The following is a 20769-nucleotide window of genomic DNA, read 5'->3' on the forward strand; positions in this document are numbered from 1 at the left end:
TTATTATGCTAGTTTTAGTTTTAAGTGATAAACAGCATCGATTGCAGTTAATGCCGGAATAGCATGTAATTGTCCTCTTGTGAACTCATTCATTGGCTCAGTTTTGGACCACTTAGCGATCTTAACTTTATCAACGTTTGCATATGAATGTCCAGACACTTGCATTAAGTCTCCTTCAACCACAAGACCATTCTTTACAGTCCCTAATTGCCCCTGAGGAACAAATACAATCACATCATCAGCAAATGCCTTGAATGTGGTAATATTTCCATCCTGTTCAAGTCCAAACAATGAATCTTGAAGTTCAATTTCCGGCAATCCGTTAGAAGTAAAGAAATCATTTACTCTGGCAAGTGTTACCAGCGCATAATTATCTTTATTTGAATTTTTGAAAATTGCCTGGATTTCAGCAGAGTCTTTCAGTTTGTTGAAAGTAGGTCTGGTCATCAGGATTTTTGCGAAATCTCCGTTTCCTTTTGCCTGTGCTGCAGCAATAACCTTTTCAAAATCATTTGTTGGCTTTGCTGTTGGATCAGTCCAGATTTTATCAGCTGTAAGAATGTTATCAATCGGAAGCATCATGTCGATTGGGCCATAAGCCACACCGTCAGGGTTGCCCGCAACGCTAAGGTCAATTTTACCAGTTGACAATGCCTGTAAGAACATAACATCTACTCTAGCGGTACAACCGTCTGCAGCATTTTTCACATCATTGAAAATAAGATCAATGATTTGTTTTTTCTTTGTGTCATCAGAAACGTTATTTTGATTCTGTAAAGTAATGTAGTTTCTGTAATCAGAAGATTTCATCAAGTACTTATGAGAAATAGTTGGAATTTTACCCTCTAGCTTCTCAAGTCCTTGTCTGCTTCTTACAGGAGATACGGCATCTTCACCAATTACTGATGCGATAGCTTCAATTCTGCTTCTACCAATGACATCTGCAAATGAAAGATCAACCTGAGGAGTGTCCCAAGTAAGATACTTGGTAAATTCTCTGGTTTTGAATCTATCCATTCTTTTGTCGATGATAGCCTGCAATGCTCCACTTGTTCCGTATTGTCCGAATATTGATGTTACAATTTCACTCATAGTTTTAATTATTTAGAAAGTGAGAAAATGATTTGTGGCATCTTAGCTTTTAAAGCATCGGTCAACGCTGGAATTCTGTTTGTGTAAACAGTTCCTCTAAGAACAATATCAACAGAAGTTGCAGAATCAATAACTACATCTTCATACAGTAATCCCTTTGGATTCGTTTGATCAGGCTTTGCCATTCTCGTTGCTTCATCATACGAAAATGCAGTGCCCGCAAGTAACTTATCTCCAACAGTAAGCCCTGTTGTATCTAATACGAAACCACCTAAAGCGGTTTCAAGAACGTGAGCGAAAATTGTCTTATCTCCCGCAACTACCGTCTTCTTTAATCCTAATTTGCTCATTTTTGTTTTCGATTTTATCCTAACCTTTCAATGTCTTTCAATACTTGATTGTTTTGGTCGGCTCCTCCGGTTCCAATAGGTGGTTTTCCACCCTGCGCCCCTTCAGTTGCAAAAGCCTGTTTGAAATCTTCAAATTCAGTCTCCATAGCCTTCACTGTATCTTCTTCGGAATACCCTTCTCCATAGTCTACAATTGTCAGGAACTTGTTGTAGTACTTTTCCGGAATGTTTTTAGCCGCAAGTGCTTTTACAAGATTTCCTTTTTTGTCGTCAGCGGCTGTTTTGGTTACTAATGCCTGAACTGATTGAGTAAGAGCCTTAACCTGTTCAGCTAAAGTTTGATCTTCTGGCTTAACATCATGTTTCTTTTCCTCCGGCTTTTTCTCAGCAGGTTTTTCAGGTTGCTTTTGTCTTGCCTTATCCAAGCTTGATTGAATAGATTTTAATACCCCCCCCACACCGTCAATAACCCCATTAATGGTTTCATCAGTTGGCTTGTTTGATAAAATAAAATCTGCTTGCGACCCTAAAATTTCATCACTTAACCCTAAATCAATGTATTTAGTTCTCAGCTTTTCAATTATAGTTTCTCTTGTCATATTAAAAGGTTTATTATTAATTACCGTAAATTTCGTCTGTAAAACGTTTATTTTCAATAGCATTTGTTGCTTTTACACTTTCATTTCCGTAATTTTACTATTATAACCACGGTATTATTTTTATGAGGGGAGATTTAGGAAGTATGAGAACGTCGGATATGACACTGAACGAACTTTTAGTAGCTTTTAACAGGCTCTCTATCGTTCAAAAAATCACAATGGATTTTTCGGAGTTTTGCGAGGTAACAGGAAAGGGGCAAAAAGAAGTATACGCACTTCTTCGATGCCAATATTATCCTGATGAATTGATCATAGGAGGCTATGAAGGAAGGAAAAGGAAGAAGAAATTATTGTTTGACACGGAAAAAGTATTGGAATGGATGAGAAGATGAAGCATAAGGTTATTACCAATGAATTAATGAAGCGGAATTTCTATATTTCAAAAGCAGATCGTGAAAAGATCATTGCCATGGGACAGAAAGCAATGGATGATTACAATAAAGCTTTGCATGTGTATAACATAGCAAGCTATTTGTGGATAACCCCTAACAATCACCTGATTGACAAATTAACTATCCAGTATTATGTTATAAATTTGAATTGAGATGAATGAATATGAACTTAATGGAAGACTTATGGAAATTTCGATTGCATTGGATTGCGAATTTCTATATCTGATTCAAGTGAAAGAGCAGATTAAGAAATCTGGCTTTACTTCTGATGATATTAAACGATTAAAAGAATTAGGTTTTCCGGGAAAAATTGAAGACTTTGAAAAGGCTGTATTTGATTTTAGTGAAAAGATTGGTTTCATTTCTTCACATAAAATCAACACCCTGGGCTTTAAAATGAAGGACCTTTCAGATAAAATAATATTAAAACGAGTGCAAAGAAATTAATATGGAAGCAAATATGAGCAGTAAAACAACAGATGAGATTAAAGAAGAAATTAAGGTATTAAAAATAAACCTTAAAAGAAATATCAACGAATTTCTAAGAGCTAATCCGGATTTAGAACTGAATATTGAAATTGAAAAAGAAACATTCGGCTTAATAAATGGTAATGCCGTACCTACCTATAATCCAAAAATTGAAGTAATTTTGAAATAATGGAAGCAAACGAAATGAGAATAGGGAATTTTGTATTCGACAAAGGCGGAAACATTGAAATTGTTCATGAAGTTTCTAAATATGGAGATCTTTACAGAATTAATGAACGTGATCCAGACTATTTCAGTCCCATCCCCTTAACCGAGGAATGGCTAAATAAATTCGGTTTTCAATTAGATCAATATGTAGAGATAGAATCCTTGATTGATGAAGTTGACGGGCGTGAAATGTATTTAGAACTTGAATATGGCGAACGTGGTGCTGTAATTTGTATTAGCGCTGATGATCCTGATGAGTCGATGAATATTCGTCTAAAGTATGTTAAATATGTCCACCAACTCCAAAACCTTTTCTTCGCACTTAAAGGAAAAGAGTTAATTTTAAAATAAAACAACATGACTAGATTAAAGCACATTTCAGGAGTTACCGGTACTTATTTAAGAGAAATTCCATCACGTCAATTTTTCCCTTGGACAACGTGGGTTATTAAAACGGATGATGGTCATGAATATTTTGCTCCAAAAAGTGAATTTTCGATTATACAATAAAGCCCCAATTAAGGGGCTGTTTTACCTTTTGTCTTTATTTATTTTTGGGACTTGACGTATAGTTTCTTTTGGCGTTGAAGTTACGCCTCCCTGTTTAACCGCTACTGGGTTACCTGGAATGACCATTTTAGGGTCAACTTTTGGTTTTTCTGACATTTTTTTAGAGTTTAAATAGTTAATAACTTCTTTGTAATTTTTTAAATCAAATGAGGTGTTTTCTTTCCTCTTTTCAAATATAACAAAACTTGATATAAAAACATACAATACAAGACACAGCAAGATTATATTAAAATTTTTATAGTATAGACCTCTCTTTTTTCTATAAGCTTTTATATTTTTAGAAAGCGCAATTTCTTGCTCATCAAGATAGGTCAAATTAACATATTCATTTAATATATATTCATCATCACTGTTTAATTCATCATTGTAGTTGAGTTTAGTTTTATATTCATTTAGCTTATCAATGTAAAAATGATTTGGTTCATTAAGGTAATGTATATCAACTGGCTTTTGTAACAAATATGTGTAATGTAAAGAGGTCCCTAAAAAAACGAGAAATACTATAAATAAAATAATAAAAACAGCATTAGTTAATGTAATATCAGCATCAATAAAATACTTAAATAATTCAATCATATATATAAACATGAAAGAGTAAATAACAACCAGAAAGGAAAATTTAGTTTCTAGTTTATCATACATTTCATAATAGAATTCTAACTGTTTATTATTCACTTCTATTTTACTTTCAACATCAAATATTTTCATGGTTATTGTCTAATATATTTAAAAAATTCTGATCTAAATCTAATCTCAGGGGTGCTTTCTACAATCTCTTTCCAGTACTCAATATTTTTCTTCTCGTATTCTGGCTGTCCTGAATGTACTAATGGTTCACGGAGTACAATAAGGGCGTTAGACACGTTATCTGATAACATTTTATGCTGCTGAACCTGCTCCAACATATTTACATGGAACTCACAAAGACTTTCATACTGTCTTTTCGTGTACGAATACGAATGAAAGTGATAGCAGATAAACGGTAATTCCGGGTGAATTTCTCCGCTAAGGTTGCAGTTTTCAACCATTGTTAAAAGCTTGTCCGGAAGTGGCATAAAGTTACAGCCTTCCGTTAATTCATCATATAGTTTTTGTTCTTGGTGCGAGATCATGGATTTTTATAAAAAAATAACAGCAAACTTCTACAATTACACGGCAGGGCTCGAACCTGCTTACGTCATGCGGACTTATCCCGATGGCTATTCCCACAATAGCGCAACTAATTGTAAGATTCAGCGTCCTGAATGAGTTTACTGTTATAGCAAATTTACTAAAATCAAACAGTAAAAAAAAGTGATTACAATTTAATGCAATCACTTTATTCATTTTTTACTGTAGCAAGTTGAAAATTACTCACAACGGCAATGCAAATTTAATACTTCTATTTGATATATCCTTTATTATCCACCATAAAAGACGGCTGAGTTTTCCAGCCTTCCATTTTTGCCTTGTTTTCGTCCATGTATGTTTTAAATTGCTCCGGAACATCGGAAACATAGTTTTCTGAGCTTGAAGGAGGTAAATTAACCCCTTTGTTGATTTCATCAATAATTTCTTTGTCTGTTTTACGGACTGTATATCGTTGACATAAACACCCGATATGCCAGCCTTTCCAGATGAAGTTTTTAGGATAGAAACCTTTAAGATCATCACAGATGTCAACGATCTTATGCGCGTTGCTAAGCTCGATTCTATAACCTACAATATCATTATTCTGCATGATACGTAATTGATCAGACACTCTGTAGCCTAAATTATTTTCTTCTTTCGTTAATCGTACAGCATTTGCCATACTACTTCGATAAACTCCTTGTCCCGGTTTATAGGCCTTAGCATTTTTGCTCAATATCAAATTACCGTGCTTATCTCGCACTCTTCTATATAGCCTGTCCGGTTCTCGCAGGTACTTTTTTATTTCCCTGGCTAACTGTTGAGCGCTTCTTCCTTCTGATAACCCCAAATCAAGCGCAAATTCCAGTTCTTTCTTTGTGTTTTGAGTAATTGACCAGACACGGTCTGAAATAGTGAATTTGCCAATCTTACGCTCTTGAAACGCCTTTAACGCTTCAGCATTACGAGGCATTGGTGCTTCTTTGAGCTTATTTAATATTTCAACCGGTATTTTCCCAGAAATACTATTGAGGGTAGCAAGTTTTAAAGCGTCATTCTTAAGATCTCCAACATTCCAAGAATATGCAGTTGAAATAGTTATCAGTTCTCGTAAATCGGAGTTAAATTGTTTAAAAACCTCTTCTATATGCTTGGTAATTCGTGGGTACTTCCGGAACTGAAAAAGCCCTTCCTTTAAAGTTGCTGGAAGGGATGAAAAAACAATACTTTCAACAAGGTCATTGAAAAGTTTTTCAACCCGCCTTAAGTACTGCTCTACTCTTTTTCTATGTTGTTTGTCGTAGTCCATCGAAGAATTTTTCTATTTGATCAAAAAACCAACTTGTCATGTAAGCCTGAGCCTCATCGTTTTCAATATCTAACTTTTGACCACGGTCTTTGAACAACTTATTGACAAGATGAACGCACTCGTGAGCAATTACACTATTCTTAGGCCGGTATTTAAAGCATACAACGTACCTTGAATATCCCATATGACAATCATCAAAAACAAATGCGACGTCTCTTTCATCTGCTGGTCTATCCCATTGCATACGTTGTTGGTATATGCCGTTTACATTATTCCATTCTTCCGAATCTAAAATGATTATCAAATCTCCATGATAGATTGGTATTTTAATAGTTTTCTTTTTCATGCATCAAACTGATTTTACTGATATAAATTAACTTTACAAGCTATTCAAAATCTATTTTCATTAAAGGATGTAATTCCTCCCAGCATTCAGGACAAAACCAATTTGAAATATCATCTTGTTTCATGTTTTTAATGTAAAATTCATTTTGACAGCTTTCACATTTTTTAAAACAATCCCTATTATTCTTGTCTATAATTGTGGGCGGACAAATGTCACTAGGCGCAAATCGTCCATACAATGCACTATAAAATTCTTTTTCTTCCAACAGTTCTTCTAATTTCATGATGTATATTTAATCAATTATTATTTGAATCATACTCCAAACGTAATCGAGTTCTCTGTCTCCGCTGAATATTCGTTCTCGTCTCGAATCCTTTGCATTTCTTCCACCGGATCATCAATGCCTAAGTTTCGCATTGCAGTTTCAACCGACATGATAGCCTGTCCACCTGTTGCATCCATCAAATAACTGATCTTCTCTTTCATATCGTTGATCATGTACGGGTTGTAGACAATATCAACCTCAAGCTCTTCTAGTTTTTTAGCATTTTTAGTGCTGAGTACTTTTGCAAGGAACGCTTTGACAATATTGATACGTCTAGCCAGGTAATCATCCCATATTTCACGTTTCATTTCAACTTTAAGGTGAATATCCATGAAGTAATATTGTGCAGCAACTCCGGAGATCGCGCCCATAGACTTAAGCTTGTCAAAGGAAATATCTGGCGTTTGTGTAAGTTTGAAAATAATATTCCAAAGGTTATCAAATTCAAGCTTATAGGATTCTGTGTTTTGATTCCATGTTAAATAATCAAGCTCCGCATCTTTATCAAGTTCCAGAATTGAACCCTTCTCGCCTTTTTTAGAAAACCCTTTAATATCTCCTTTGGCCTTTATCTTAGGCGCAACGTGGTAATCGTTAATTTCAGCATGACCAGAAGCGAGTTCTTCTAATCGTTCAATCAAAGGTTGAACAATATCCCATTCTGTTTTCTTTTGGGAACCGTAAACAACAGGTATTTTCCCTATTCTATTTACCTCTCGACTTTCTTCAATCCATTGCGATTCTTTTTTAAGAACAATCTTTTCTTCTGCTGTGTATATCTCCATGTATTCAACCTCCTTGTCATTTTCGTCTTTAACTGTGATCTCACGAACAAATGCTGTCATGTCTCCGTTTTCAAATACCGGATAGAAAACATCACCTTCTGTTGGTAATAACTGTTTTACTCGCAATCTATCAGCTTCCGGTGTCAAGTACCAAATCTCAGCACCTTTTGTGGCTCCGTAGATCTGTCTGGCAATATTCCTGGTAAGCGATACACTTTTATTTTGGTCTAAAACCGATTGAACCAGAGGCCAAACATCAGCATCTGTGGGAATGTAAGAAACAGGCTTACCAAACCCAAAAGCAACGATTTTATCAACAATCATCTGCTGTATAGCAAAACCAATTCTATTAATAGGCTGTGAGATTGTTCCTTCTTCAATTTCCACCAGCTTATCCGGGTATTTTGTTTTATCTGTAAATATTTTGTGTGTTTCCACGTTGTACTGCAGAACAGCTTTAGATAAATAGTCCGTGTTTGGTCTTAATTTATCCAGTTTCTTTACTATTTTCTCTGCATCTAATCCTTTCAAATCCATATATAGTATTTTTTATTATCCTAACATTCTGCCGAGCTTTTTAAGGTCTGTCTTGTTTTTGACTACAATTGGATAGAAAGTATTTGCTAGTGCATCAAACAAGTCAATAGACCGGCCCAGACGTTTTTTTATATCTTCTTTTGATTCTATTTGTATTTCTCCATTACTCCGAAAGAACCATTTTATTTCAGTCGCTTCTTCTTTAAATAAATCATTCGGAGGAAGCATGGCATTGTGTCCGTTTTTTGGATTTAACCAATCACGAACGCACCAGAATAGATAAGCTCGCATATTTAAGAACTCATATTGTTCCGTAATGTCTTTTAGAGGCTTATCATTTAGAGAAGCCTTCTCTGAATACTTACAAGAAATTAATCTTTCACCAAAATCAATCTTTTGTTCTTTCCCAACTTCTATTATTCTTGAATATACTCCCGCTCCCTCTCCAATAGTATCAATAGAAGCATATGCATTGGGATTTGATTTAAGTATTGAGGCTAATTTACCGGCAACTTTCATGTGATCGGCAACTCCCGCTGAATTTGACACTTCGAATTTGTCCACGAAATTACCATAACGGAATACATCGACACTATTATCACGCCCCATTCCAGCAATATCTGATCCCACAACCAAACGTCCAGATCTTCCGGCTTCTTTATGGTTATTTTCAATCCATCTTTTATTTGCTTCATCAATCCATTGTTCCGGAATAAGGGAATCCTCAGAAACTTTTGGAAATTTACCCAACACCTTAATCCTGAAAATATCAGTTGGTCTGTAATAAATTCCATCATGTACAAAATCATCTTCTTCTGTACTAAATTCATGAGGTTGAATAATAGCGCACCAGTTATCAAGCTTATCCTGAATCCAGTTGTGATCAACCTGCCCCGGAATAATCTCTTTTTTTGCAATTACATTAGGCGCATCAAGACTATTTAATCGGTGTTTTGACCAACGTTCGCCCTTTTGGCTCTTTGCAGCATAACCAATAGTAGTGTTTGGATTGAAAACAATAAGTATCCTAGAATTCCCCTGAAGATTTCCTTCGATCGCCCCGAAAGTGTCGTCAATTATACCAGTTGCTTCGGTTACTGCAAACATTGTATTTACAGCATGAAAACCTGACCACGCTTCATGGTTGTGCTCATCAGCTTTAAAACCTGTTAAAAACCATTCATCATAATCGGTTCTAATACCATAAGCATTTAATTTCCCAGGTAAACCTCCGATAAGTTTTTTAGATTTATTAAATAATCGGGATATTTCCGGCATCATGATATTTTTTACCTGCCTATCTGTAGGAGCTGTTAAAGCAACTTTAGTATTTGCAATCAATTCCCCTGCATTATTCCATCGAGGCGTCAAATACATAAAGGAAACAGCTGCAACGGCTGTAACAAAGTCTTTCCCCCTTGCGGTTCCGGAAGCAACTGAAGTTCTTGGATTCCATTGAACTGATTCTAGTATTTTCTGTTGTTCTTTATCTAGATTTACCCCTAAAGCATCAGAGGCAAACTTATTCCAGTCGCCTCTCCATTGTATAATTTGTTCAATACCTTTTTGTTCTATTTCTTTATACGTAGCCATTAAGATTTCATTAAAAAAGATCCGAAAGAAAAAGGTGCATCTTGGTCTTCTCCAAGTTTAAGACTATCTGCCCACCCCATGTTTTTTAGAGCAAATACTACCCCTGCTACCTTGTCACCCCATAGTCCTTTTTCGTAATTATTCTCAATTTGAAGTAGTGCTTTTTTTATAGGGTAAGAAAAACCGTCTTTTTTGCCATAGTCATATAGTGATTGTCGACTTTCAAATCCAAGGTATATAGCAAGCCCAGTCATTGTTGGCTCTTCCGGATCTCTGATCCAAACTTTAGTAGGTGTTAATATTGTTGTAGTTACCGCGTCTTTGCCACTACCTTTAGTGTTTGTTGTAACAATATCGTGTATTTCATATTCCCCTTTAATCCATTCGAAGTATTCAAGAAGCTTTTCAGCGAGTTCTTCTCCGTTTGCATAAACAGGTGTTCTGCCAGGAGAAAACTTGTTTCCCTCTGCAAACTTGCCGTCCGACTTCCTTCCTTCATTATCTTCACTCTTCTTCTTTGCCATTTCAAACTGATTTTAATCTAAATGTGTCTTTTCTGCTTTTGTCCGGATGGTTTTGAACGTACCCAAGACTCAACATTTTTTCAATATCCTTTTCATGTACATTTACGAAAGATTCGGCTTTATTATGACCGCAGCAACATCCATGTGTTTCAATCCCCTAACTCCAAAGCTCTTTAACCTCATCAATGATACATGGATCAATACAAATTTTATCGGATAATCCTTCTTTTAGTCTTGCATGCTTATACCCTTCCATATGTGATGGAATATCAACCATTATTTGTTGAGCGAAATTTTCCTCAGATCCAAAGTCTATATCTTTACAGTTGCATGCCATAGAAAATAGATTTTATTTATCTTCAATTTCCATTTTATAAAGTACTGCAGTGACTCCACCAATCATTATTGCTATAGACGCCAAAACAGCTTTAAATATTTCATTCCATAATGCACTGTTAAATGTTCCATTTATAAACGCACCCACTAAATAAAACACTGTTAAAACGCTAACGAATGGTATTATTAAATTTTTTATATTCTCCATACTCCCTAAATTAAAAACCCCGCTACCTATTACAGCAGCGGGACACCAAATCACAAAATATTAATATGAAAAATTCCTACTGCATTAAATCAATCTAAAAAGAACAATATGGAAGTCCGCAAGCCTATGCATCAACTTTCAGGAGCATCCTTCCTCAGACCTGACACTGATTGTTCTTTATTGTGGAAAATGGAGGGACTCGAACCCCCGACCTACTGATAACCTCCGTTTCTGGATTCGTCTTCCCAACTCAATTAAGGCATGTCAATCGCTCTAGCCAGCTGAGCTACTTTCCCATTTCCACGGATTTTACCCCGTGGCTTTGCTTTTTCCACCATTACAAATCTAATCGTGCACAATCCAGATGATCAGTCTGTTTTCTTTGTAAAGTCGTAAGGTCGCTCTTACTTCTATCGTCTTAAAATTTTTGCTAATGCTCCCGGGACCGACCCGTGATTCTCTACTCTCCTTCACTGCCTATCCACGGCTGTAGCGCATTACCTATATGCTAGCATCACGTTTATTTTTCTACAACTTCTTTTAGAATTAACTCATATTGAACTACCATCATTTCGCATTTATCAATAGAGTCTAAATTATAATCACCTCTATGGTGTCCAACAATCATTTTCGCTGATCCTTCATTTGGGTAAGTTATTATGTCTTTTTGTTTCTTTGGTATGTCAAAATACCTCCCAGTTGAATTTCTGCACAAAAACTTAGTTCGTTCTTTATTTGTGATTAAGAAAACATTTTCCATTTTAAATTTCTTTAAAAAACACCAAGCACCCTCCTTCATCAACCAACTATCCACCCCTTCTGCACTCATCATCTGTGCTTGGTAATTCAACAACAATCATATCTTACTTAACTAAAACAAGTTTCGGCACAACTCCTCCAAACTGCCTATTTCCAATATCTTCAAGCTGTGCCTCAGTCATTTTCCACTTCAACATCCAATCCCTTGTTTCAAAACCTTTAACCTCGTGTAGTTCTACTTCATCTTCTTTCGTTACAACACAGAAATCTACCTTATACTTACATATAAGTTTTTCATTACAATAAAGTTCTAATGATTTTTGTTTGACGATTTCTTTTATATCCCCCGCCTTCAATCTCCATTGTAGTTCAATATAATAAGAAGCCTCTTTTTTAGAATCGAAAGTATATCCATCAACCTTTTGCTTAACCGCTTTATACTTGTTTCTATTTTGATACTGTTTACTATACCCCACACTCATAAGTCATTGCTTTATAGTAAAGTTACGAAGACCAAAGTGATAAAACAATAGTTAATCTAACTTTTTCTATAGTTTTTACTAACAATTTTAATTTTATAGTCTAACATTGAAATTTTGAACAAAAAAAATACCCCTGTTAATTCAGGGGCTTTATTTTGGTAGCGTAATTCTAACTGTGTTTAATGGCTTTAGGTATGCTATCTTTTTTTCGGCTACCATTTTTTCAAAGAGTTTATTCCTTTCAGGGATAGGCAGATTTATGATCTTGTCTAAATCGTTTATATCAGATCCGTTAGCTCCACCATTTATTTTATGATCTGCCCTTACTTTTTCAAGTATTTTAGCTTCTATTTCTTCCATGTTTTCCATGGAGTAAAGATACTAAAATAAGGCCCAGTAAAACAAAGCAATCATTCCAATTATGCTAAGCCAGGATACAACGCCTATAATTCGCATCTGCTTGTCTTTATGTTTAAAAAGCATGCAGTCGTTAATAAATTCTTTCATTTTACTAATTTACTTTTGTTGGTTGGTTTTGTATTGTGGGTTTCCGTAATTACCCACGTTTAATTCCAAAATATTTCTTTTTTAAAGACAATTGTAGATTCATGATTCTTTAATTTTAAGTTCTTCACCAAAAAGCGAGTGAAAAAGGTTCTGCAGTTGGTGGACTGTTTTCATTTCAAAATGACCATTCAGGTAAAATGGATATTTTGGAAGATCGTCTTTTATTGGGTCTTTAATCCATATTAAATAAACTAAATAATCATGTGTAACCGGATTAAATCCGTAACTATATTGATGTGACACAGACCCATCATCATGCTTTTCAAACCCAAGCTTCAAAAGCCAGTCTTCTGTTAGCTCTATGGGCTCAAACTCTTCATAGGATTGACTTAATTTGGAGAAAGGCATTTTTATTGTGCATTTCTTTTCTCCTATGGTTAATACTGCTCCAATTCTTCCGGATTCAATATCTCTTATTAAATTATTCTGTTTTAGTTCTTGTGGTGCTATCATGAGTTATTTACTTTATTAAAATTATTTTTTGCATGATTTATATATATTAATTTTCCAAATGTGTCTACTGATGCATAAGTATTAATGTCCATTAGAAAAGCTTCCCATGTATTATAATGAGCTAATTTATCATCAAATACTTTGTGAAGGTGTTCTGTAATTTTATTTGATAAATCACATGATGTTTTTACGAGCTCTGCGTACTGTTTTTCTAGAATTTCAATTTCATTATTTTCCATAATTATTGTATTAAGTGCCACCCTAAGATGGCACAGGGTTAATCAATAAGACCAAAGAAAAGGAGTTCCTTTTGGCGTTGTTAGTCTATAATCATCCAAAATGAAAGGGTCTTCTTCTGAGTTATGAACCTCTGTTAAGTCCTTTAGAGTACCTGAATCATCACTATCATCGATATTAAAGTAAATATCTTCCTCTTGAAAAAAAGGCTCGTTTAGCTCTCTTGCTGTCGACTCGTCTTCAAGCATTATGTGAGCTTTGTTATTTATAAATTCTTCGGGAATAGAATTAACAAATTCTTTTAATTCTTTCCAGGTAATAACTTTTGGTTGTGGGATTTGTAAATTTTCCATTGTATAATTTATTTATTGGTTAAAGTTGCTTTGTCGATGTATTCGGATTCCGGAAGGTTGAAGACGTTGAAATGATGCTTTAACAAGATCTGAATTATCTCATATGGCTGTCTCATCATATTCTTCATGCTAATGGTGTGAAAAACATATTCTTCATCAAAATCTAATATGATCATATCATCATTTTGAATTATGGAAAAGCCTTGATCTTTACTGATTACATCAGCTATTTCATTTATCAAATAAACACCTCCTTCTATTGGTTTTGTTAGACAGGATAGATCGTAGAGAATAGGCCTCCAGTCAAAACTATCTTTTCGATGTGGAAACAAGCAACCTAAATCTAAAGGCTCTAAAGGCTTGACCCAACTTCTCAATACAGTTTCTCCATTATGTTTAGCTTTTTCATACTTGTGTTGAAGTTTCAAATCATACGGCAGATAAGCTGAGTAAATTTTTAAAAGTTCGTCTTTATTCATTGTTTTGTTTTTTCTTGTTGTCGTTTCCCCGATGTCAGGAAGACGTTATTTTTTTTATCCCGGGTTAGTTCTTCTAGTTCTTTCATAAGCCTATTTGTTTTAAAGCGGAATGGGTTAATTCAATTCCAAAACCTAAAGTCAATAGCCATTCAACATCTTCATTAATTGGGAAATTAAGATTCAATAGTAAAGTCCCATTTTTGGAAACTAGATCAAAAAGACCTTTATGCTTTGGCGGTTGCATTTCAAATCCTTCAAACATTACTTTTTCTTTGGCTTTCCAATATTTTTCATGTCTTTCATAATGTTCACTTCCTTTTGAAGCAAAACAATATTTAGGCTCTTCTTTCAAAACACCCCCCTCTTCATCTACAGGAACAAACATTCCCAATGTGAGAGGTTGTTTTAAGAATTTGGCATAATTTGTTATGTCGTTAAAGAACATTTTGTAAAAGTCATTTAACCATTTTTCTCTTTGTGAAGAATCTTTCGGGACATAATGCTTTGATTGCTCCTCAACAAAAGCTGTCATTGATATTAGTTTCATTGTTATTGTATTTTGTTTTCGGGATTAATGATTTTGTCAACAGGAACTCCACTGAAATAAAAGTCGTCACCGGAAATAGTTTCTTCCTTCTCCGATATTCTTTTCTGTTGTTCCTCCTGGACTAGATCGCAGGCAGCGAATGTATGGTTCAGTAGTTCGTAATTATTACAGGAGTTTACTAAATGCATCCAGCTAATAAACACTTTTGCTTTTGCATACGCATCAAATATGCATTGCTTCTCTTGGTGGTTTTCCATTTTGGTTTTTTAAAGGTTTAAAATGCCCCCGAAGGGGCTTTAATGATTAGCCACAGCTACAAGATGATACTGCAGTTGCAGAGTATGACATTTGAGCAGGCTCATTCGATCCAGGTTCTTTTTGAGCAGGACTCCATCTAACCTGATACATCTGTCCATTAACACGAACACATGCAACACCCCAATTGTCAAAATAACTCGTATGGCATTCAATAGAAGCTTCTGGCTGTGCAGGTCGTCCAGTGTTTGATATTGAAGGGTCTTTACTGTCTATCTTCACCGCATTAATCGCCATTTCAGCTCTTTCTTCAACTTTTGGAGTTGATTCTTCTCTTTCGTTTTGGCACGCAGCCAGTGTGATCAGTGCTAATGCACCGATGAAAATTGATTTTTTCATTGATAAAAAGTTTAAATTATTTTCCCGGAAAGAACGGTCCGGTTTCCGTTTATTTTAGTAGTTAAATAGGTTTATTTCTTCACCTATTTTACTTTGCGTACAATGTGTAAATTGTTCCAGTAATAAATTTGCTTTGTCTATTGCTTCTTGATAATTTCCACACAGAGTAGCAGGATCTAATTCTGAAATCAATTCTTTAATAACATCTGTGATAAGTTTGTTTTTCTCGTGAAGCATGCACTTTATTACCGCTTCTTCTTGTCCAGATAAATTATGAAGGAATACATATCTACTTTTATACTCATTAAGAATATCATCTATATTCATGGTTATATTATTTATATTTCACAATAAACATCACCGTAAGTATATTTTGTTCCCCAAGAATACCACCCGCCACCTTCGCAGATTTTACATATTTCGGTTTTTACTAATGCTCCTGTTTCATTAATGATTTCATTTAAGCCCTTACTTCTAATGACATATATGAAATCGAATTCTTTTAATTTATCATTGTTCCTTTGGTATGGATTAAGCATGTAAGGAAATTCATTTCCAATGGCATCAACTATTATAGCGTCTGCGGAAGACGAAATTTTCTTCTTACCATTTTTGATTGGAAATTGACTAAAAAAAGTTTTATATTTTTTTGTTCCGTCAACCCCAAATTCTAAAGCTATTTTTTTAACAAACTCAAATGGATTTATTTCTCTCATGATTCTGTTTTTAGTTTGGTTAGTAATTCTTTGATTTGATTATTGATTAAATTCCCGTTAAAATTGTGATGTGTATTTATTCTCAAAACCTTTTCCAGCATCTCCATCATCTCCTCCTCATAGTCTGGAACTTCGATAAGCCAGTATTCAATGTTTTCTTTGAAATAATTAACTTTTTCCAGATCATCGGGCTCAAAAGTTGATTGAAGAAACGATCTAAAACCTTTGTGATAAATTAAATATCTTCCTTCTTCCTCCGGCTGTCGATCAGCTGTCGACACTTTTATGAATTTAGTGTTGTTCATAATATTTTGATTTAAATTTTTGTTTGAAATAAAACCGGGCGACATGATGGATCAAAACGCCACCCGGAAAAACTAACCATGAGAGCCTTTAATGTAATTATACGCTTGTTCTTTTGCGTGATCTGCAGAAATAGAACTGAAAAAACTTTTATACTCTCTGCCTTCGTGTTTTTTTGTGAAGGGATTAAATACCTCAAAAGTTATCGGACAAACATAAACGTAATAATTACAACCAAAAGACCGTGTATGTCTAAAACTGCCTGTATGTTGAATTCTTTGTTCAAGTCTAACAGCTTTACAATTCTTTTTAAATTGTTCTAAAGTAGTATTATAATTCATTGCTGAAGTGATTTAAAATCCAAAGTCTATTTTCTTCATACTGATCTTTTCTAAGCACCGAAGGGTTGATATACATCATAAAGCATCTATTGTTGTATAAAAGCGTTTCACTTCTATTATGACTGTTAGCGTAATAAATAATATGTTTCTCTACTTCCATGACGTTGTAATTTTAATTGTTTATAAAAACTGAGCGAGCGAACCCGCCCAGTAAAAAACTAATAACCATGTAGCCGTTATAGGTGGCCAGCCTTGTTAAACACTTCTAAAGTTCTCCGTCTGCTGCTTTTATTAGCAATTCAGCGTCTACAACTATTCTCTTAAGATCTTCTAAGGTGATGTAAAGTGTTCTTCCTTGAATTATACCACTCTCTGTTGCTACTCTGAAATACTCTTTTGTATTCTTCCCTCCTTTTCTTCCAAATCTTACAAATTCTAAAGTGATCTTCTTTTTTAAAGGCTTATCAGTTGAATTAAACTTTGTCTCTGATTGTGCTGTTAATTTTGCCATTGTTGTTGATTTTAATTGTTGTTCGTTTTTGCTTTTTCAAATGTAATACTATTGTATCACATAAACAAACTTTTTTGTGATATTTTTTTATTACATTTTATTTTTTAACTTTGCTTTATGACAGTTGAAGAATTTTTAAAAAGCAATCCGCCAGTTGAATTAGGCTATATCGCGCAAAAGATGTTCCCTAACAATAGGTATGCAAAGCAATATTTAAGCAATAAGTTAAATAATAATGATAATAGAAAATTCACTAAGAAAGATGCTGAATCAGCATTAAAAGCCTTAAAAGAGCTTTCTATAGAAATAATTAACTTGGATCTTGAATAATAATACAATGTGATAATTTTTTATCACTTTTGCATTAAAATAAAAAGTAATGTTTTGTAGTATTTTTAAAACTTTTGATGGCGCTTTCAATGGAAATTGTATTTATTTTTTAATTGAAAATGGAAACATGATTTACCTTGGAAAAACGGACAATCTGAAAACCAGAATTAAAAACCATGTTTTCAAAAGAAAAATAAAATTCGACTCAGTTAAGTTTATTCAAATTGATAAGAATTTCAATTTTAATTGGCATGAAATAAAACTTATTCAATTTTTTCAACCTGTCTCAAACATTAAAGACAATCCATTGTACTACCATCTAGATCCATTAAGGCAAAGGAAAGGGGTTTTAAAGAAGTGATTTTCTTTTCAACTCCTTATACATTTCACCCACAGTCTTAATAGGCTTCTTTGGCTTTTGGGACTCAACAAAGACCTTAATCCATTCCGTTTTTGACTTTGCTAAATTTTCGATGCGTTGCTGGTAGTTCTTTTTGAAATCATCCAGCTCACTAGAATGGATATTCTTCATCTTGGATTATTTTTTTATCGTTAGCCGGAGCGCCAAATGCATCTGAAAGACTTCCTAATGGAACCGGATTTTTATATTCAAACTCTTCTTCGATAGGGTAAAACCTTTGATAATCCCCTCTAAATTTCATTCTTTCAGTAAAAACTGATCCGCCTCTGAATTTCTCCACCATTAATTCTACTTGACCTTTAGTATCAGTTTCTGCTCCTTCCGGATCATTATCCCATTTTTCAATCTTATAATATTCAGGACGGAAGAGAAATCCAACAACATCAGCGTCCTGTTCAATAGCTCCTGATTCCCTCAAATCTGCTAATTGAGGTCTTTTACCAGGTCTCTGTTCTACAGATCTGGATAGCTGAGAAAGTGCAACAATCGGTAAATCTAATTCTTGGGCAAGCTGTTTCATTTTTCTTGAAATTGTAGAGATAATTTGCTCTCTATTCTTTCCTTTTTCTAATCCGGCCACCTCAGTCAACTGAATATAGTCCCAAATGACCATTTTAAGCCCTTTCTCCTTCTTTAAAAGCCTCAGCTTAGCAATTGTTCTATTGAGTTCAAAATTGACGGTTTTTCCCTCTATTATGTAAAGCGGTAAATTTTCAAATGTTGAGCATTGGTAAATTCTTTGCCAGTCCTGATCTGAAAGTTGACGATCCCTAAACTTAGTTCCATTGATTTCAAGTTCATTTGCCATCTGTCTTTCTTGCAGTTCAACAGCCGACATTTCAAAGCTTACAAACGCAACCGGATTCCCCTGTTTAGCTATTCCTAGCGCTTCATCAAGAACAAAGGCTGTTTTTCCCATGGCAGGCCTTGCGCCAATAACAACTAATGATCCATTTCTCCATCCGTTCATTCTGAATTGAATATCTCGGTTTTTACAAGGAACTCCCGGAATAACATTCTGTTTTTGCTGCTCTATTACCTGCTGGAACAAGTGTTGAGCGGTTGGTGTTTCTTGTTGTGCTGCAATTTCTTCTTCAATTTCAAAAACTTTTGTTTGTAGTTTAGTGAAAATATCAAGAGTTGATTCAGAATTACTGTAAGATTCTTCTATCAGATTCCCACAAATGTTTATCAACTTCCTGCGGAGATACGACTGCCATACTGCCATCACATGATAATCAAGGTGAGCAGAGGAACTAATTCCCATTGTAAGGTTGATAATGTAATGATCACCTCCGGCAATTGTCAATTTATCCGTTCTTTTCAACTCCTGGATAATAGTCATCATGTCAATTGGAACATCAGACTCTTTTAATTTTTGAACTGCATAATAAATTTCAACATGTCTAGGATCGTAAAATACTTCTGAATTACGCCCCAGTCTTTTGATGCACACATCTATTGCTTTTTTGTCTATTAACAGAGTTCCTATGATCAATCTTTCAAAGTCAATTTCACTTGGTGGCAATTTGGTGCTTATCTGTTCCATTGGCCTTCTTTATTTTTCCAGGTTATTAATCTTCTTTTAGTTTCCCAAGTATCTTGCTTTTGAAACTTCATTTTACCTCTTGAGTCTTTTTCAGACCAGTAATTGAAAAAAGCGGAAACAGTTGGTTTTGTAAATTCATCCACAAAAGGTTTTAATTCTTCATGGAACTGATCAATTGTAATTTTTTTAAAATTGGGAGGGGGAATGTTTTTTTCTCCTTCCCCTTCTACTTCTGTTTCTACTTCTGTTTCTACTTCAGGCGGACATGTCGCGGTCAAGTCGCGGTCAACTTGCTGACAAAACGCTCGCGAATATTCTTCTATCACATTTTCAGGCACTTGCGGAAAACATTTCTTCATAGATCGTAATCTTTGGTTGAAATTGATAATATTTAAGTAATCTTTATTCTCGGCAGTATAAAACACGATCAGTCCGGCTGAAGCTAACTCTTGTAGCCAACGGGAAATGTCGGATTCCCTAATATCTTTTAGCGGAAAACAATTACCATTTATCAATTTTGGTTTTGCGAAATATGAACCGTAGTCATCGGCTTTCATGATCAAACGTGTAAAAAGAACTTCTGCCTGAAATGATATTTTGTCAACTAGATCAGAGTAGGTCCAATCTCGTAATATTCTATTAGGCATATCTTCATTTTAATTCTTATAATTCAATTTGGTTTTACCCATGCTAAAACATCACTAATGCATGGTAGTTTTTTTAAAGCTTATCAATAGCTCTTTGGATTCTATATCTTTCAATTTCTTCCGGTTTGAAAAAGAACCTGCCACCAATTTTTTTCCCTTTAATTTTTCCGGCTTTTCTGATAGCATTTAAGTTGCTTGCTTGGACTTCGAGAATTTTAGCTGCTTTTGCTGTAGAAATTAAACCGTCTTCTGGTTTTGGCGATACGGTCTTTCGCCCAATTGTATACTGGCATTCTCCCGGTTTGGCAAATCTGGCTTTACGTTTTAGTGTTTTGGCGTAAATTAGTGTGGCGGTGGCATCAAGCATACCTAATGCTTTTGAAACATTACTGTTTGGGATTTTATCACCTGGCAGATAACCTAATTCTTTACTTAAACTAGCCTTAATGGCTTCAATTTCTGGGTTTGTTTTTGGGTTTTTCATTGGTTTTCTTTTTGTCGTTGTCGATTCGGATTAAGCGTTTTTCGTTCCATTTGAATAGGCTGTTGGAATCACGGCCAGTCCAGTATCCGTCTTTTTCTTTCATC

Annotated in this window: 40 protein-coding genes and 1 tRNA gene; 8 read left to right on the top strand and 33 right to left on the bottom strand. The window is 34.7% G+C overall.

What is annotated here, in order from left to right; genetic code table 11:
* Positions 1-3: 3 nt before the first annotated feature.
* Genes SFA27_RS16765 through SFA27_RS16775 form a run of 3 tightly spaced genes read right to left on the bottom strand, consistent with a single transcriptional unit; the run spans position 4 to position 2041 of the window.
* Positions 4-1092: a major capsid protein gene (locus SFA27_RS16765; protein WP_407293696.1), complete on the bottom strand. Its 1089-nt coding sequence runs from the start codon at positions 1090-1092 to the stop codon at positions 4-6.
* Positions 1093-1100: 8 nt separating this feature from the next.
* Positions 1101-1442 carry a hypothetical protein gene (locus tag SFA27_RS16770; protein ID WP_407293698.1) on the bottom strand — a complete coding sequence of 114 codons (342 nt, stop codon included), beginning with the start codon at positions 1440-1442 and terminating at the stop codon, positions 1101-1103.
* A 14-nt stretch (positions 1443-1456) separates the two neighbouring features.
* Entirely contained in the window at positions 1457-2041 is a 585-nt protein-coding gene (locus SFA27_RS16775) for a hypothetical protein (protein ID WP_407293700.1), read from the bottom strand.
* A 122-nt stretch (positions 2042-2163) separates the two neighbouring features.
* On the opposite strand from SFA27_RS16775, the gene SFA27_RS16780 reads away from it, so the two are divergent.
* From SFA27_RS16780 to SFA27_RS16805, 6 genes are read left to right on the top strand one after another with little or no spacing between them, the layout of a single operon-like run.
* The gene (locus SFA27_RS16780) at positions 2164-2433 is read left to right on the top strand and encodes a hypothetical protein (RefSeq protein ID WP_407293702.1); all 270 of its coding nucleotides are present in this window, start codon (positions 2164-2166) and stop codon (positions 2431-2433) included.
* Positions 2418-2645, top strand: a complete 228-nt coding sequence (locus SFA27_RS16785; RefSeq protein WP_407293704.1) for a hypothetical protein — start codon at positions 2418-2420, stop codon at positions 2643-2645. The genes SFA27_RS16780 and SFA27_RS16785 overlap by 16 nt, the downstream gene beginning before the upstream one ends.
* 1 nt (position 2646) lies before the next feature.
* On the top strand, positions 2647-2940 hold the full coding sequence (locus SFA27_RS16790) for a hypothetical protein (protein WP_407293706.1): 294 nt from the start codon (positions 2647-2649) through the stop codon (positions 2938-2940).
* Position 2941: 1 nt separating this feature from the next.
* Complete coding sequence (locus SFA27_RS16795; RefSeq protein ID WP_407293708.1) at positions 2942-3151, top strand: hypothetical protein; 210 nt, start codon at positions 2942-2944, stop codon at positions 3149-3151.
* Entirely contained in the window at positions 3151-3540 is a 390-nt protein-coding gene (locus SFA27_RS16800) for a hypothetical protein (protein ID WP_407293710.1), read from the top strand. Before SFA27_RS16795 ends, SFA27_RS16800 begins: the two co-directional genes overlap by 1 nt.
* Positions 3541-3546: 6 nt before the next feature.
* Positions 3547-3699: a hypothetical protein gene (locus tag SFA27_RS16805; RefSeq protein WP_407293712.1), complete on the top strand. Its 153-nt coding sequence runs from the start codon at positions 3547-3549 to the stop codon at positions 3697-3699.
* 21 nt (positions 3700-3720) lie between these two features.
* On the opposite strand, the gene SFA27_RS16810 is transcribed toward SFA27_RS16805, so the two are convergent.
* The 25 genes from SFA27_RS16810 to SFA27_RS16930 all read right to left on the bottom strand — a co-directional run bounded on the left by SFA27_RS16810 (position 3721) and on the right by SFA27_RS16930 (position 17234).
* Entirely contained in the window at positions 3721-4467 is a 747-nt protein-coding gene (locus SFA27_RS16810) for a hypothetical protein (protein WP_407293715.1), read from the bottom strand.
* A 2-nt stretch (positions 4468-4469) separates the two neighbouring features.
* The gene (locus SFA27_RS16815; protein WP_407293718.1) at positions 4470-4871 is read right to left on the bottom strand and encodes a hypothetical protein; all 402 of its coding nucleotides are present in this window, start codon (positions 4869-4871) and stop codon (positions 4470-4472) included.
* Between the two features lie 269 nt (positions 4872-5140).
* Positions 5141-6178 (bottom strand): hypothetical protein, encoded by a 1038-nt coding sequence (locus SFA27_RS16820; protein WP_407293720.1) that lies wholly within the window; start codon positions 6176-6178, stop codon positions 5141-5143.
* On the bottom strand, positions 6156-6524 hold the full coding sequence (locus tag SFA27_RS16825; protein ID WP_407293723.1) for a hypothetical protein: 369 nt from the start codon (positions 6522-6524) through the stop codon (positions 6156-6158). The genes SFA27_RS16820 and SFA27_RS16825 overlap by 23 nt, the downstream gene beginning before the upstream one ends.
* A 40-nt stretch (positions 6525-6564) precedes the next feature.
* A complete protein-coding gene (locus SFA27_RS16830; protein WP_407293725.1) occupies positions 6565-6807 on the bottom strand; it encodes a hypothetical protein in 243 nt (80 codons plus the stop codon).
* 29 nt (positions 6808-6836) lie between these two features.
* Positions 6837-8171, bottom strand: a complete 1335-nt coding sequence (locus SFA27_RS16835; protein ID WP_407293727.1) for a phage portal protein — start codon at positions 8169-8171, stop codon at positions 6837-6839.
* Between the two features lie 15 nt (positions 8172-8186).
* The gene (locus SFA27_RS16840; RefSeq protein ID WP_407293729.1) at positions 8187-9764 is read right to left on the bottom strand and encodes a hypothetical protein; all 1578 of its coding nucleotides are present in this window, start codon (positions 9762-9764) and stop codon (positions 8187-8189) included.
* Positions 9764-10288 (bottom strand): terminase small subunit, encoded by a 525-nt coding sequence (locus SFA27_RS16845; protein WP_407293732.1) that lies wholly within the window; start codon positions 10286-10288, stop codon positions 9764-9766. Before SFA27_RS16845 ends, SFA27_RS16840 begins: the two co-directional genes overlap by 1 nt.
* Positions 10289-10445: 157 nt before the next feature.
* Entirely contained in the window at positions 10446-10625 is a 180-nt protein-coding gene (locus SFA27_RS16850) for a hypothetical protein (RefSeq protein ID WP_407293734.1), read from the bottom strand.
* Between the two features lie 12 nt (positions 10626-10637).
* Positions 10638-10832 (bottom strand): hypothetical protein, encoded by a 195-nt coding sequence (locus tag SFA27_RS16855; protein ID WP_407293737.1) that lies wholly within the window; start codon positions 10830-10832, stop codon positions 10638-10640.
* Between the two features lie 183 nt (positions 10833-11015).
* Positions 11016-11128, bottom strand: a tRNA-OTHER gene (locus SFA27_RS16860).
* 224 nt (positions 11129-11352) lie between these two features.
* Complete coding sequence (locus tag SFA27_RS16865) at positions 11353-11664, bottom strand: hypothetical protein (RefSeq protein ID WP_407293740.1); 312 nt, start codon at positions 11662-11664, stop codon at positions 11353-11355.
* 31 nt (positions 11665-11695) lie between these two features.
* Positions 11696-12073, bottom strand: a complete 378-nt coding sequence (locus tag SFA27_RS16870) for a DUF1064 domain-containing protein (protein ID WP_407293742.1) — start codon at positions 12071-12073, stop codon at positions 11696-11698.
* Between the two features lie 150 nt (positions 12074-12223).
* Positions 12224-12433 (bottom strand): hypothetical protein, encoded by a 210-nt coding sequence (locus tag SFA27_RS16875; protein WP_407293744.1) that lies wholly within the window; start codon positions 12431-12433, stop codon positions 12224-12226.
* Between the two features lie 246 nt (positions 12434-12679).
* Complete coding sequence (locus SFA27_RS16880) at positions 12680-13093, bottom strand: hypothetical protein (RefSeq protein ID WP_407293746.1); 414 nt, start codon at positions 13091-13093, stop codon at positions 12680-12682.
* Entirely contained in the window at positions 13090-13332 is a 243-nt protein-coding gene (locus tag SFA27_RS16885) for a hypothetical protein (protein ID WP_407293748.1), read from the bottom strand. The genes SFA27_RS16880 and SFA27_RS16885 overlap by 4 nt, the downstream gene beginning before the upstream one ends.
* Positions 13333-13374: 42 nt before the next feature.
* Positions 13375-13683, bottom strand: a complete 309-nt coding sequence (locus SFA27_RS16890) for a hypothetical protein (RefSeq protein ID WP_407293750.1) — start codon at positions 13681-13683, stop codon at positions 13375-13377.
* An 8-nt stretch (positions 13684-13691) separates the two neighbouring features.
* Complete coding sequence (locus tag SFA27_RS16895; protein ID WP_407293751.1) at positions 13692-14162, bottom strand: hypothetical protein; 471 nt, start codon at positions 14160-14162, stop codon at positions 13692-13694.
* Positions 14163-14244: 82 nt separating this feature from the next.
* The gene (locus SFA27_RS16900; protein ID WP_407293753.1) at positions 14245-14694 is read right to left on the bottom strand and encodes a hypothetical protein; all 450 of its coding nucleotides are present in this window, start codon (positions 14692-14694) and stop codon (positions 14245-14247) included.
* Between the two features lie 17 nt (positions 14695-14711).
* Complete coding sequence (locus SFA27_RS16905) at positions 14712-14966, bottom strand: hypothetical protein (protein WP_407293755.1); 255 nt, start codon at positions 14964-14966, stop codon at positions 14712-14714.
* Between the two features lie 46 nt (positions 14967-15012).
* On the bottom strand, positions 15013-15363 hold the full coding sequence (locus tag SFA27_RS16910) for a hypothetical protein (protein WP_407293757.1): 351 nt from the start codon (positions 15361-15363) through the stop codon (positions 15013-15015).
* A 54-nt stretch (positions 15364-15417) separates the two neighbouring features.
* The gene (locus tag SFA27_RS16915) at positions 15418-15690 is read right to left on the bottom strand and encodes a hypothetical protein (RefSeq protein WP_407293759.1); all 273 of its coding nucleotides are present in this window, start codon (positions 15688-15690) and stop codon (positions 15418-15420) included.
* Positions 15691-15701: 11 nt separating this feature from the next.
* Positions 15702-16079 carry a hypothetical protein gene (locus SFA27_RS16920; protein ID WP_407293761.1) on the bottom strand — a complete coding sequence of 126 codons (378 nt, stop codon included), beginning with the start codon at positions 16077-16079 and terminating at the stop codon, positions 15702-15704.
* Positions 16076-16384 (bottom strand): hypothetical protein, encoded by a 309-nt coding sequence (locus tag SFA27_RS16925; RefSeq protein WP_407293763.1) that lies wholly within the window; start codon positions 16382-16384, stop codon positions 16076-16078. The genes SFA27_RS16920 and SFA27_RS16925 overlap by 4 nt, the downstream gene beginning before the upstream one ends.
* Positions 16385-16988: 604 nt before the next feature.
* Positions 16989-17234: a hypothetical protein gene (locus SFA27_RS16930; RefSeq protein ID WP_407293765.1), complete on the bottom strand. Its 246-nt coding sequence runs from the start codon at positions 17232-17234 to the stop codon at positions 16989-16991.
* A 117-nt stretch (positions 17235-17351) separates the two neighbouring features.
* Here SFA27_RS16930 and SFA27_RS16935 point away from each other — a divergent pair, with 117 nt between their 5' ends.
* Together SFA27_RS16935 and SFA27_RS16940 are read left to right on the top strand one after the other, a co-directional pair.
* The gene (locus SFA27_RS16935) at positions 17352-17564 is read left to right on the top strand and encodes a hypothetical protein (RefSeq protein WP_407293767.1); all 213 of its coding nucleotides are present in this window, start codon (positions 17352-17354) and stop codon (positions 17562-17564) included.
* 49 nt (positions 17565-17613) lie between these two features.
* Positions 17614-17925 carry a GIY-YIG nuclease family protein gene (locus SFA27_RS16940; protein WP_407293770.1) on the top strand — a complete coding sequence of 104 codons (312 nt, stop codon included), beginning with the start codon at positions 17614-17616 and terminating at the stop codon, positions 17923-17925.
* On the opposite strand, the gene SFA27_RS16945 is transcribed toward SFA27_RS16940, so the two are convergent.
* The 5 genes from SFA27_RS16945 to SFA27_RS16965 all read right to left on the bottom strand — a co-directional run bounded on the left by SFA27_RS16945 (position 17914) and on the right by SFA27_RS16965 (position 20768).
* A complete protein-coding gene (locus tag SFA27_RS16945) occupies positions 17914-18096 on the bottom strand; it encodes a hypothetical protein (RefSeq protein WP_407298193.1) in 183 nt (60 codons plus the stop codon). The genes SFA27_RS16940 and SFA27_RS16945 overlap by 12 nt on opposite strands.
* Positions 18077-19534, bottom strand: a complete 1458-nt coding sequence (locus SFA27_RS16950) for a replicative DNA helicase (protein WP_407293773.1) — start codon at positions 19532-19534, stop codon at positions 18077-18079. Before SFA27_RS16950 ends, SFA27_RS16945 begins: the two co-directional genes overlap by 20 nt.
* The gene (locus tag SFA27_RS16955) at positions 19522-20181 is read right to left on the bottom strand and encodes a hypothetical protein (RefSeq protein WP_407293775.1); all 660 of its coding nucleotides are present in this window, start codon (positions 20179-20181) and stop codon (positions 19522-19524) included. The genes SFA27_RS16950 and SFA27_RS16955 overlap by 13 nt, the downstream gene beginning before the upstream one ends.
* 73 nt (positions 20182-20254) lie before the next feature.
* The gene (locus SFA27_RS16960) at positions 20255-20665 is read right to left on the bottom strand and encodes a hypothetical protein (protein WP_407293777.1); all 411 of its coding nucleotides are present in this window, start codon (positions 20663-20665) and stop codon (positions 20255-20257) included.
* Positions 20634-20768: a hypothetical protein gene (locus SFA27_RS16965; protein ID WP_407293780.1), complete on the bottom strand. Its 135-nt coding sequence runs from the start codon at positions 20766-20768 to the stop codon at positions 20634-20636. The genes SFA27_RS16960 and SFA27_RS16965 overlap by 32 nt, the downstream gene beginning before the upstream one ends.
* Between the last annotated feature and the right edge of the window lies 1 nt (position 20769).

The organism is Chryseobacterium sp. HR92, assembly GCF_045689405.1.
GTDB lineage: Bacteria > Bacteroidota > Bacteroidia > Flavobacteriales > Weeksellaceae > Chryseobacterium > Chryseobacterium viscerum_A.

What these genes read in the sequence shown, in the direction of transcription:
- SFA27_RS16765 (WP_407293696.1), bottom strand. Translation starts at nt 1,092, where the DNA reads ATGAGTGAAATTGTAACATCAATATTCGGACAATACGGAACAAGTGGA.
- SFA27_RS16770 (WP_407293698.1), bottom strand. Translation starts at nt 1,442, where the DNA reads ATGAGCAAATTAGGATTAAAGAAGACGGTAGTTGCGGGAGATAAGACA.
- SFA27_RS16775 (WP_407293700.1), bottom strand. Translation starts at nt 2,041, where the DNA reads ATGACAAGAGAAACTATAATTGAAAAGCTGAGAACTAAATACATTGAT.
- SFA27_RS16780 (WP_407293702.1), top strand. Translation starts at nt 2,164, where the DNA reads ATGAGGGGAGATTTAGGAAGTATGAGAACGTCGGATATGACACTGAAC.
- SFA27_RS16785 (WP_407293704.1), top strand. Translation starts at nt 2,418, where the DNA reads ATGGATGAGAAGATGAAGCATAAGGTTATTACCAATGAATTAATGAAG.
- SFA27_RS16790 (WP_407293706.1), top strand. Translation starts at nt 2,647, where the DNA reads ATGAATGAATATGAACTTAATGGAAGACTTATGGAAATTTCGATTGCA.
- SFA27_RS16795 (WP_407293708.1), top strand. Translation starts at nt 2,942, where the DNA reads ATGGAAGCAAATATGAGCAGTAAAACAACAGATGAGATTAAAGAAGAA.
- SFA27_RS16800 (WP_407293710.1), top strand. Translation starts at nt 3,151, where the DNA reads ATGGAAGCAAACGAAATGAGAATAGGGAATTTTGTATTCGACAAAGGC.
- SFA27_RS16805 (WP_407293712.1), top strand. Translation starts at nt 3,547, where the DNA reads ATGACTAGATTAAAGCACATTTCAGGAGTTACCGGTACTTATTTAAGA.
- SFA27_RS16810 (WP_407293715.1), bottom strand. Translation starts at nt 4,467, where the DNA reads ATGAAAATATTTGATGTTGAAAGTAAAATAGAAGTGAATAATAAACAG.
- SFA27_RS16815 (WP_407293718.1), bottom strand. Translation starts at nt 4,871, where the DNA reads ATGATCTCGCACCAAGAACAAAAACTATATGATGAATTAACGGAAGGC.
- SFA27_RS16820 (WP_407293720.1), bottom strand. Translation starts at nt 6,178, where the DNA reads ATGGACTACGACAAACAACATAGAAAAAGAGTAGAGCAGTACTTAAGG.
- SFA27_RS16825 (WP_407293723.1), bottom strand. Translation starts at nt 6,524, where the DNA reads ATGAAAAAGAAAACTATTAAAATACCAATCTATCATGGAGATTTGATA.
- SFA27_RS16830 (WP_407293725.1), bottom strand. Translation starts at nt 6,807, where the DNA reads ATGAAATTAGAAGAACTGTTGGAAGAAAAAGAATTTTATAGTGCATTG.
- SFA27_RS16835 (WP_407293727.1), bottom strand. Translation starts at nt 8,171, where the DNA reads ATGGATTTGAAAGGATTAGATGCAGAGAAAATAGTAAAGAAACTGGAT.
- SFA27_RS16840 (WP_407293729.1), bottom strand. Translation starts at nt 9,764, where the DNA reads ATGGCTACGTATAAAGAAATAGAACAAAAAGGTATTGAACAAATTATA.
- SFA27_RS16845 (WP_407293732.1), bottom strand. Translation starts at nt 10,288, where the DNA reads ATGGCAAAGAAGAAGAGTGAAGATAATGAAGGAAGGAAGTCGGACGGC.
- SFA27_RS16850 (WP_407293734.1), bottom strand. Translation starts at nt 10,625, where the DNA reads ATGGCATGCAACTGTAAAGATATAGACTTTGGATCTGAGGAAAATTTC.
- SFA27_RS16855 (WP_407293737.1), bottom strand. Translation starts at nt 10,832, where the DNA reads ATGGAGAATATAAAAAATTTAATAATACCATTCGTTAGCGTTTTAACA.
- SFA27_RS16865 (WP_407293740.1), bottom strand. Translation starts at nt 11,664, where the DNA reads ATGATGAGTGCAGAAGGGGTGGATAGTTGGTTGATGAAGGAGGGTGCT.
- SFA27_RS16870 (WP_407293742.1), bottom strand. Translation starts at nt 12,073, where the DNA reads ATGAGTGTGGGGTATAGTAAACAGTATCAAAATAGAAACAAGTATAAA.
- SFA27_RS16875 (WP_407293744.1), bottom strand. Translation starts at nt 12,433, where the DNA reads ATGGAAGAAATAGAAGCTAAAATACTTGAAAAAGTAAGGGCAGATCAT.
- SFA27_RS16880 (WP_407293746.1), bottom strand. Translation starts at nt 13,093, where the DNA reads ATGATAGCACCACAAGAACTAAAACAGAATAATTTAATAAGAGATATT.
- SFA27_RS16885 (WP_407293748.1), bottom strand. Translation starts at nt 13,332, where the DNA reads ATGGAAAATAATGAAATTGAAATTCTAGAAAAACAGTACGCAGAGCTC.
- SFA27_RS16890 (WP_407293750.1), bottom strand. Translation starts at nt 13,683, where the DNA reads ATGGAAAATTTACAAATCCCACAACCAAAAGTTATTACCTGGAAAGAA.
- SFA27_RS16895 (WP_407293751.1), bottom strand. Translation starts at nt 14,162, where the DNA reads ATGAATAAAGACGAACTTTTAAAAATTTACTCAGCTTATCTGCCGTAT.
- SFA27_RS16900 (WP_407293753.1), bottom strand. Translation starts at nt 14,694, where the DNA reads ATGACAGCTTTTGTTGAGGAGCAATCAAAGCATTATGTCCCGAAAGAT.
- SFA27_RS16905 (WP_407293755.1), bottom strand. Translation starts at nt 14,966, where the DNA reads ATGGAAAACCACCAAGAGAAGCAATGCATATTTGATGCGTATGCAAAA.
- SFA27_RS16910 (WP_407293757.1), bottom strand. Translation starts at nt 15,363, where the DNA reads ATGAAAAAATCAATTTTCATCGGTGCATTAGCACTGATCACACTGGCT.
- SFA27_RS16915 (WP_407293759.1), bottom strand. Translation starts at nt 15,690, where the DNA reads ATGAATATAGATGATATTCTTAATGAGTATAAAAGTAGATATGTATTC.
- SFA27_RS16920 (WP_407293761.1), bottom strand. Translation starts at nt 16,079, where the DNA reads ATGAGAGAAATAAATCCATTTGAGTTTGTTAAAAAAATAGCTTTAGAA.
- SFA27_RS16925 (WP_407293763.1), bottom strand. Translation starts at nt 16,384, where the DNA reads ATGAACAACACTAAATTCATAAAAGTGTCGACAGCTGATCGACAGCCG.
- SFA27_RS16930 (WP_407293765.1), bottom strand. Translation starts at nt 17,234, where the DNA reads ATGGCAAAATTAACAGCACAATCAGAGACAAAGTTTAATTCAACTGAT.
- SFA27_RS16935 (WP_407293767.1), top strand. Translation starts at nt 17,352, where the DNA reads ATGACAGTTGAAGAATTTTTAAAAAGCAATCCGCCAGTTGAATTAGGC.
- SFA27_RS16940 (WP_407293770.1), top strand. Translation starts at nt 17,614, where the DNA reads ATGTTTTGTAGTATTTTTAAAACTTTTGATGGCGCTTTCAATGGAAAT.
- SFA27_RS16945 (WP_407298193.1), bottom strand. Translation starts at nt 18,096, where the DNA reads ATGAAGAATATCCATTCTAGTGAGCTGGATGATTTCAAAAAGAACTAC.
- SFA27_RS16950 (WP_407293773.1), bottom strand. Translation starts at nt 19,534, where the DNA reads ATGGAACAGATAAGCACCAAATTGCCACCAAGTGAAATTGACTTTGAA.
- SFA27_RS16955 (WP_407293775.1), bottom strand. Translation starts at nt 20,181, where the DNA reads ATGCCTAATAGAATATTACGAGATTGGACCTACTCTGATCTAGTTGAC.
- SFA27_RS16960 (WP_407293777.1), bottom strand. Translation starts at nt 20,665, where the DNA reads ATGAAAAACCCAAAAACAAACCCAGAAATTGAAGCCATTAAGGCTAGT.
- SFA27_RS16965 (WP_407293780.1), bottom strand. Translation starts at nt 20,768, where the DNA reads ATGAAAGAAAAAGACGGATACTGGACTGGCCGTGATTCCAACAGCCTA.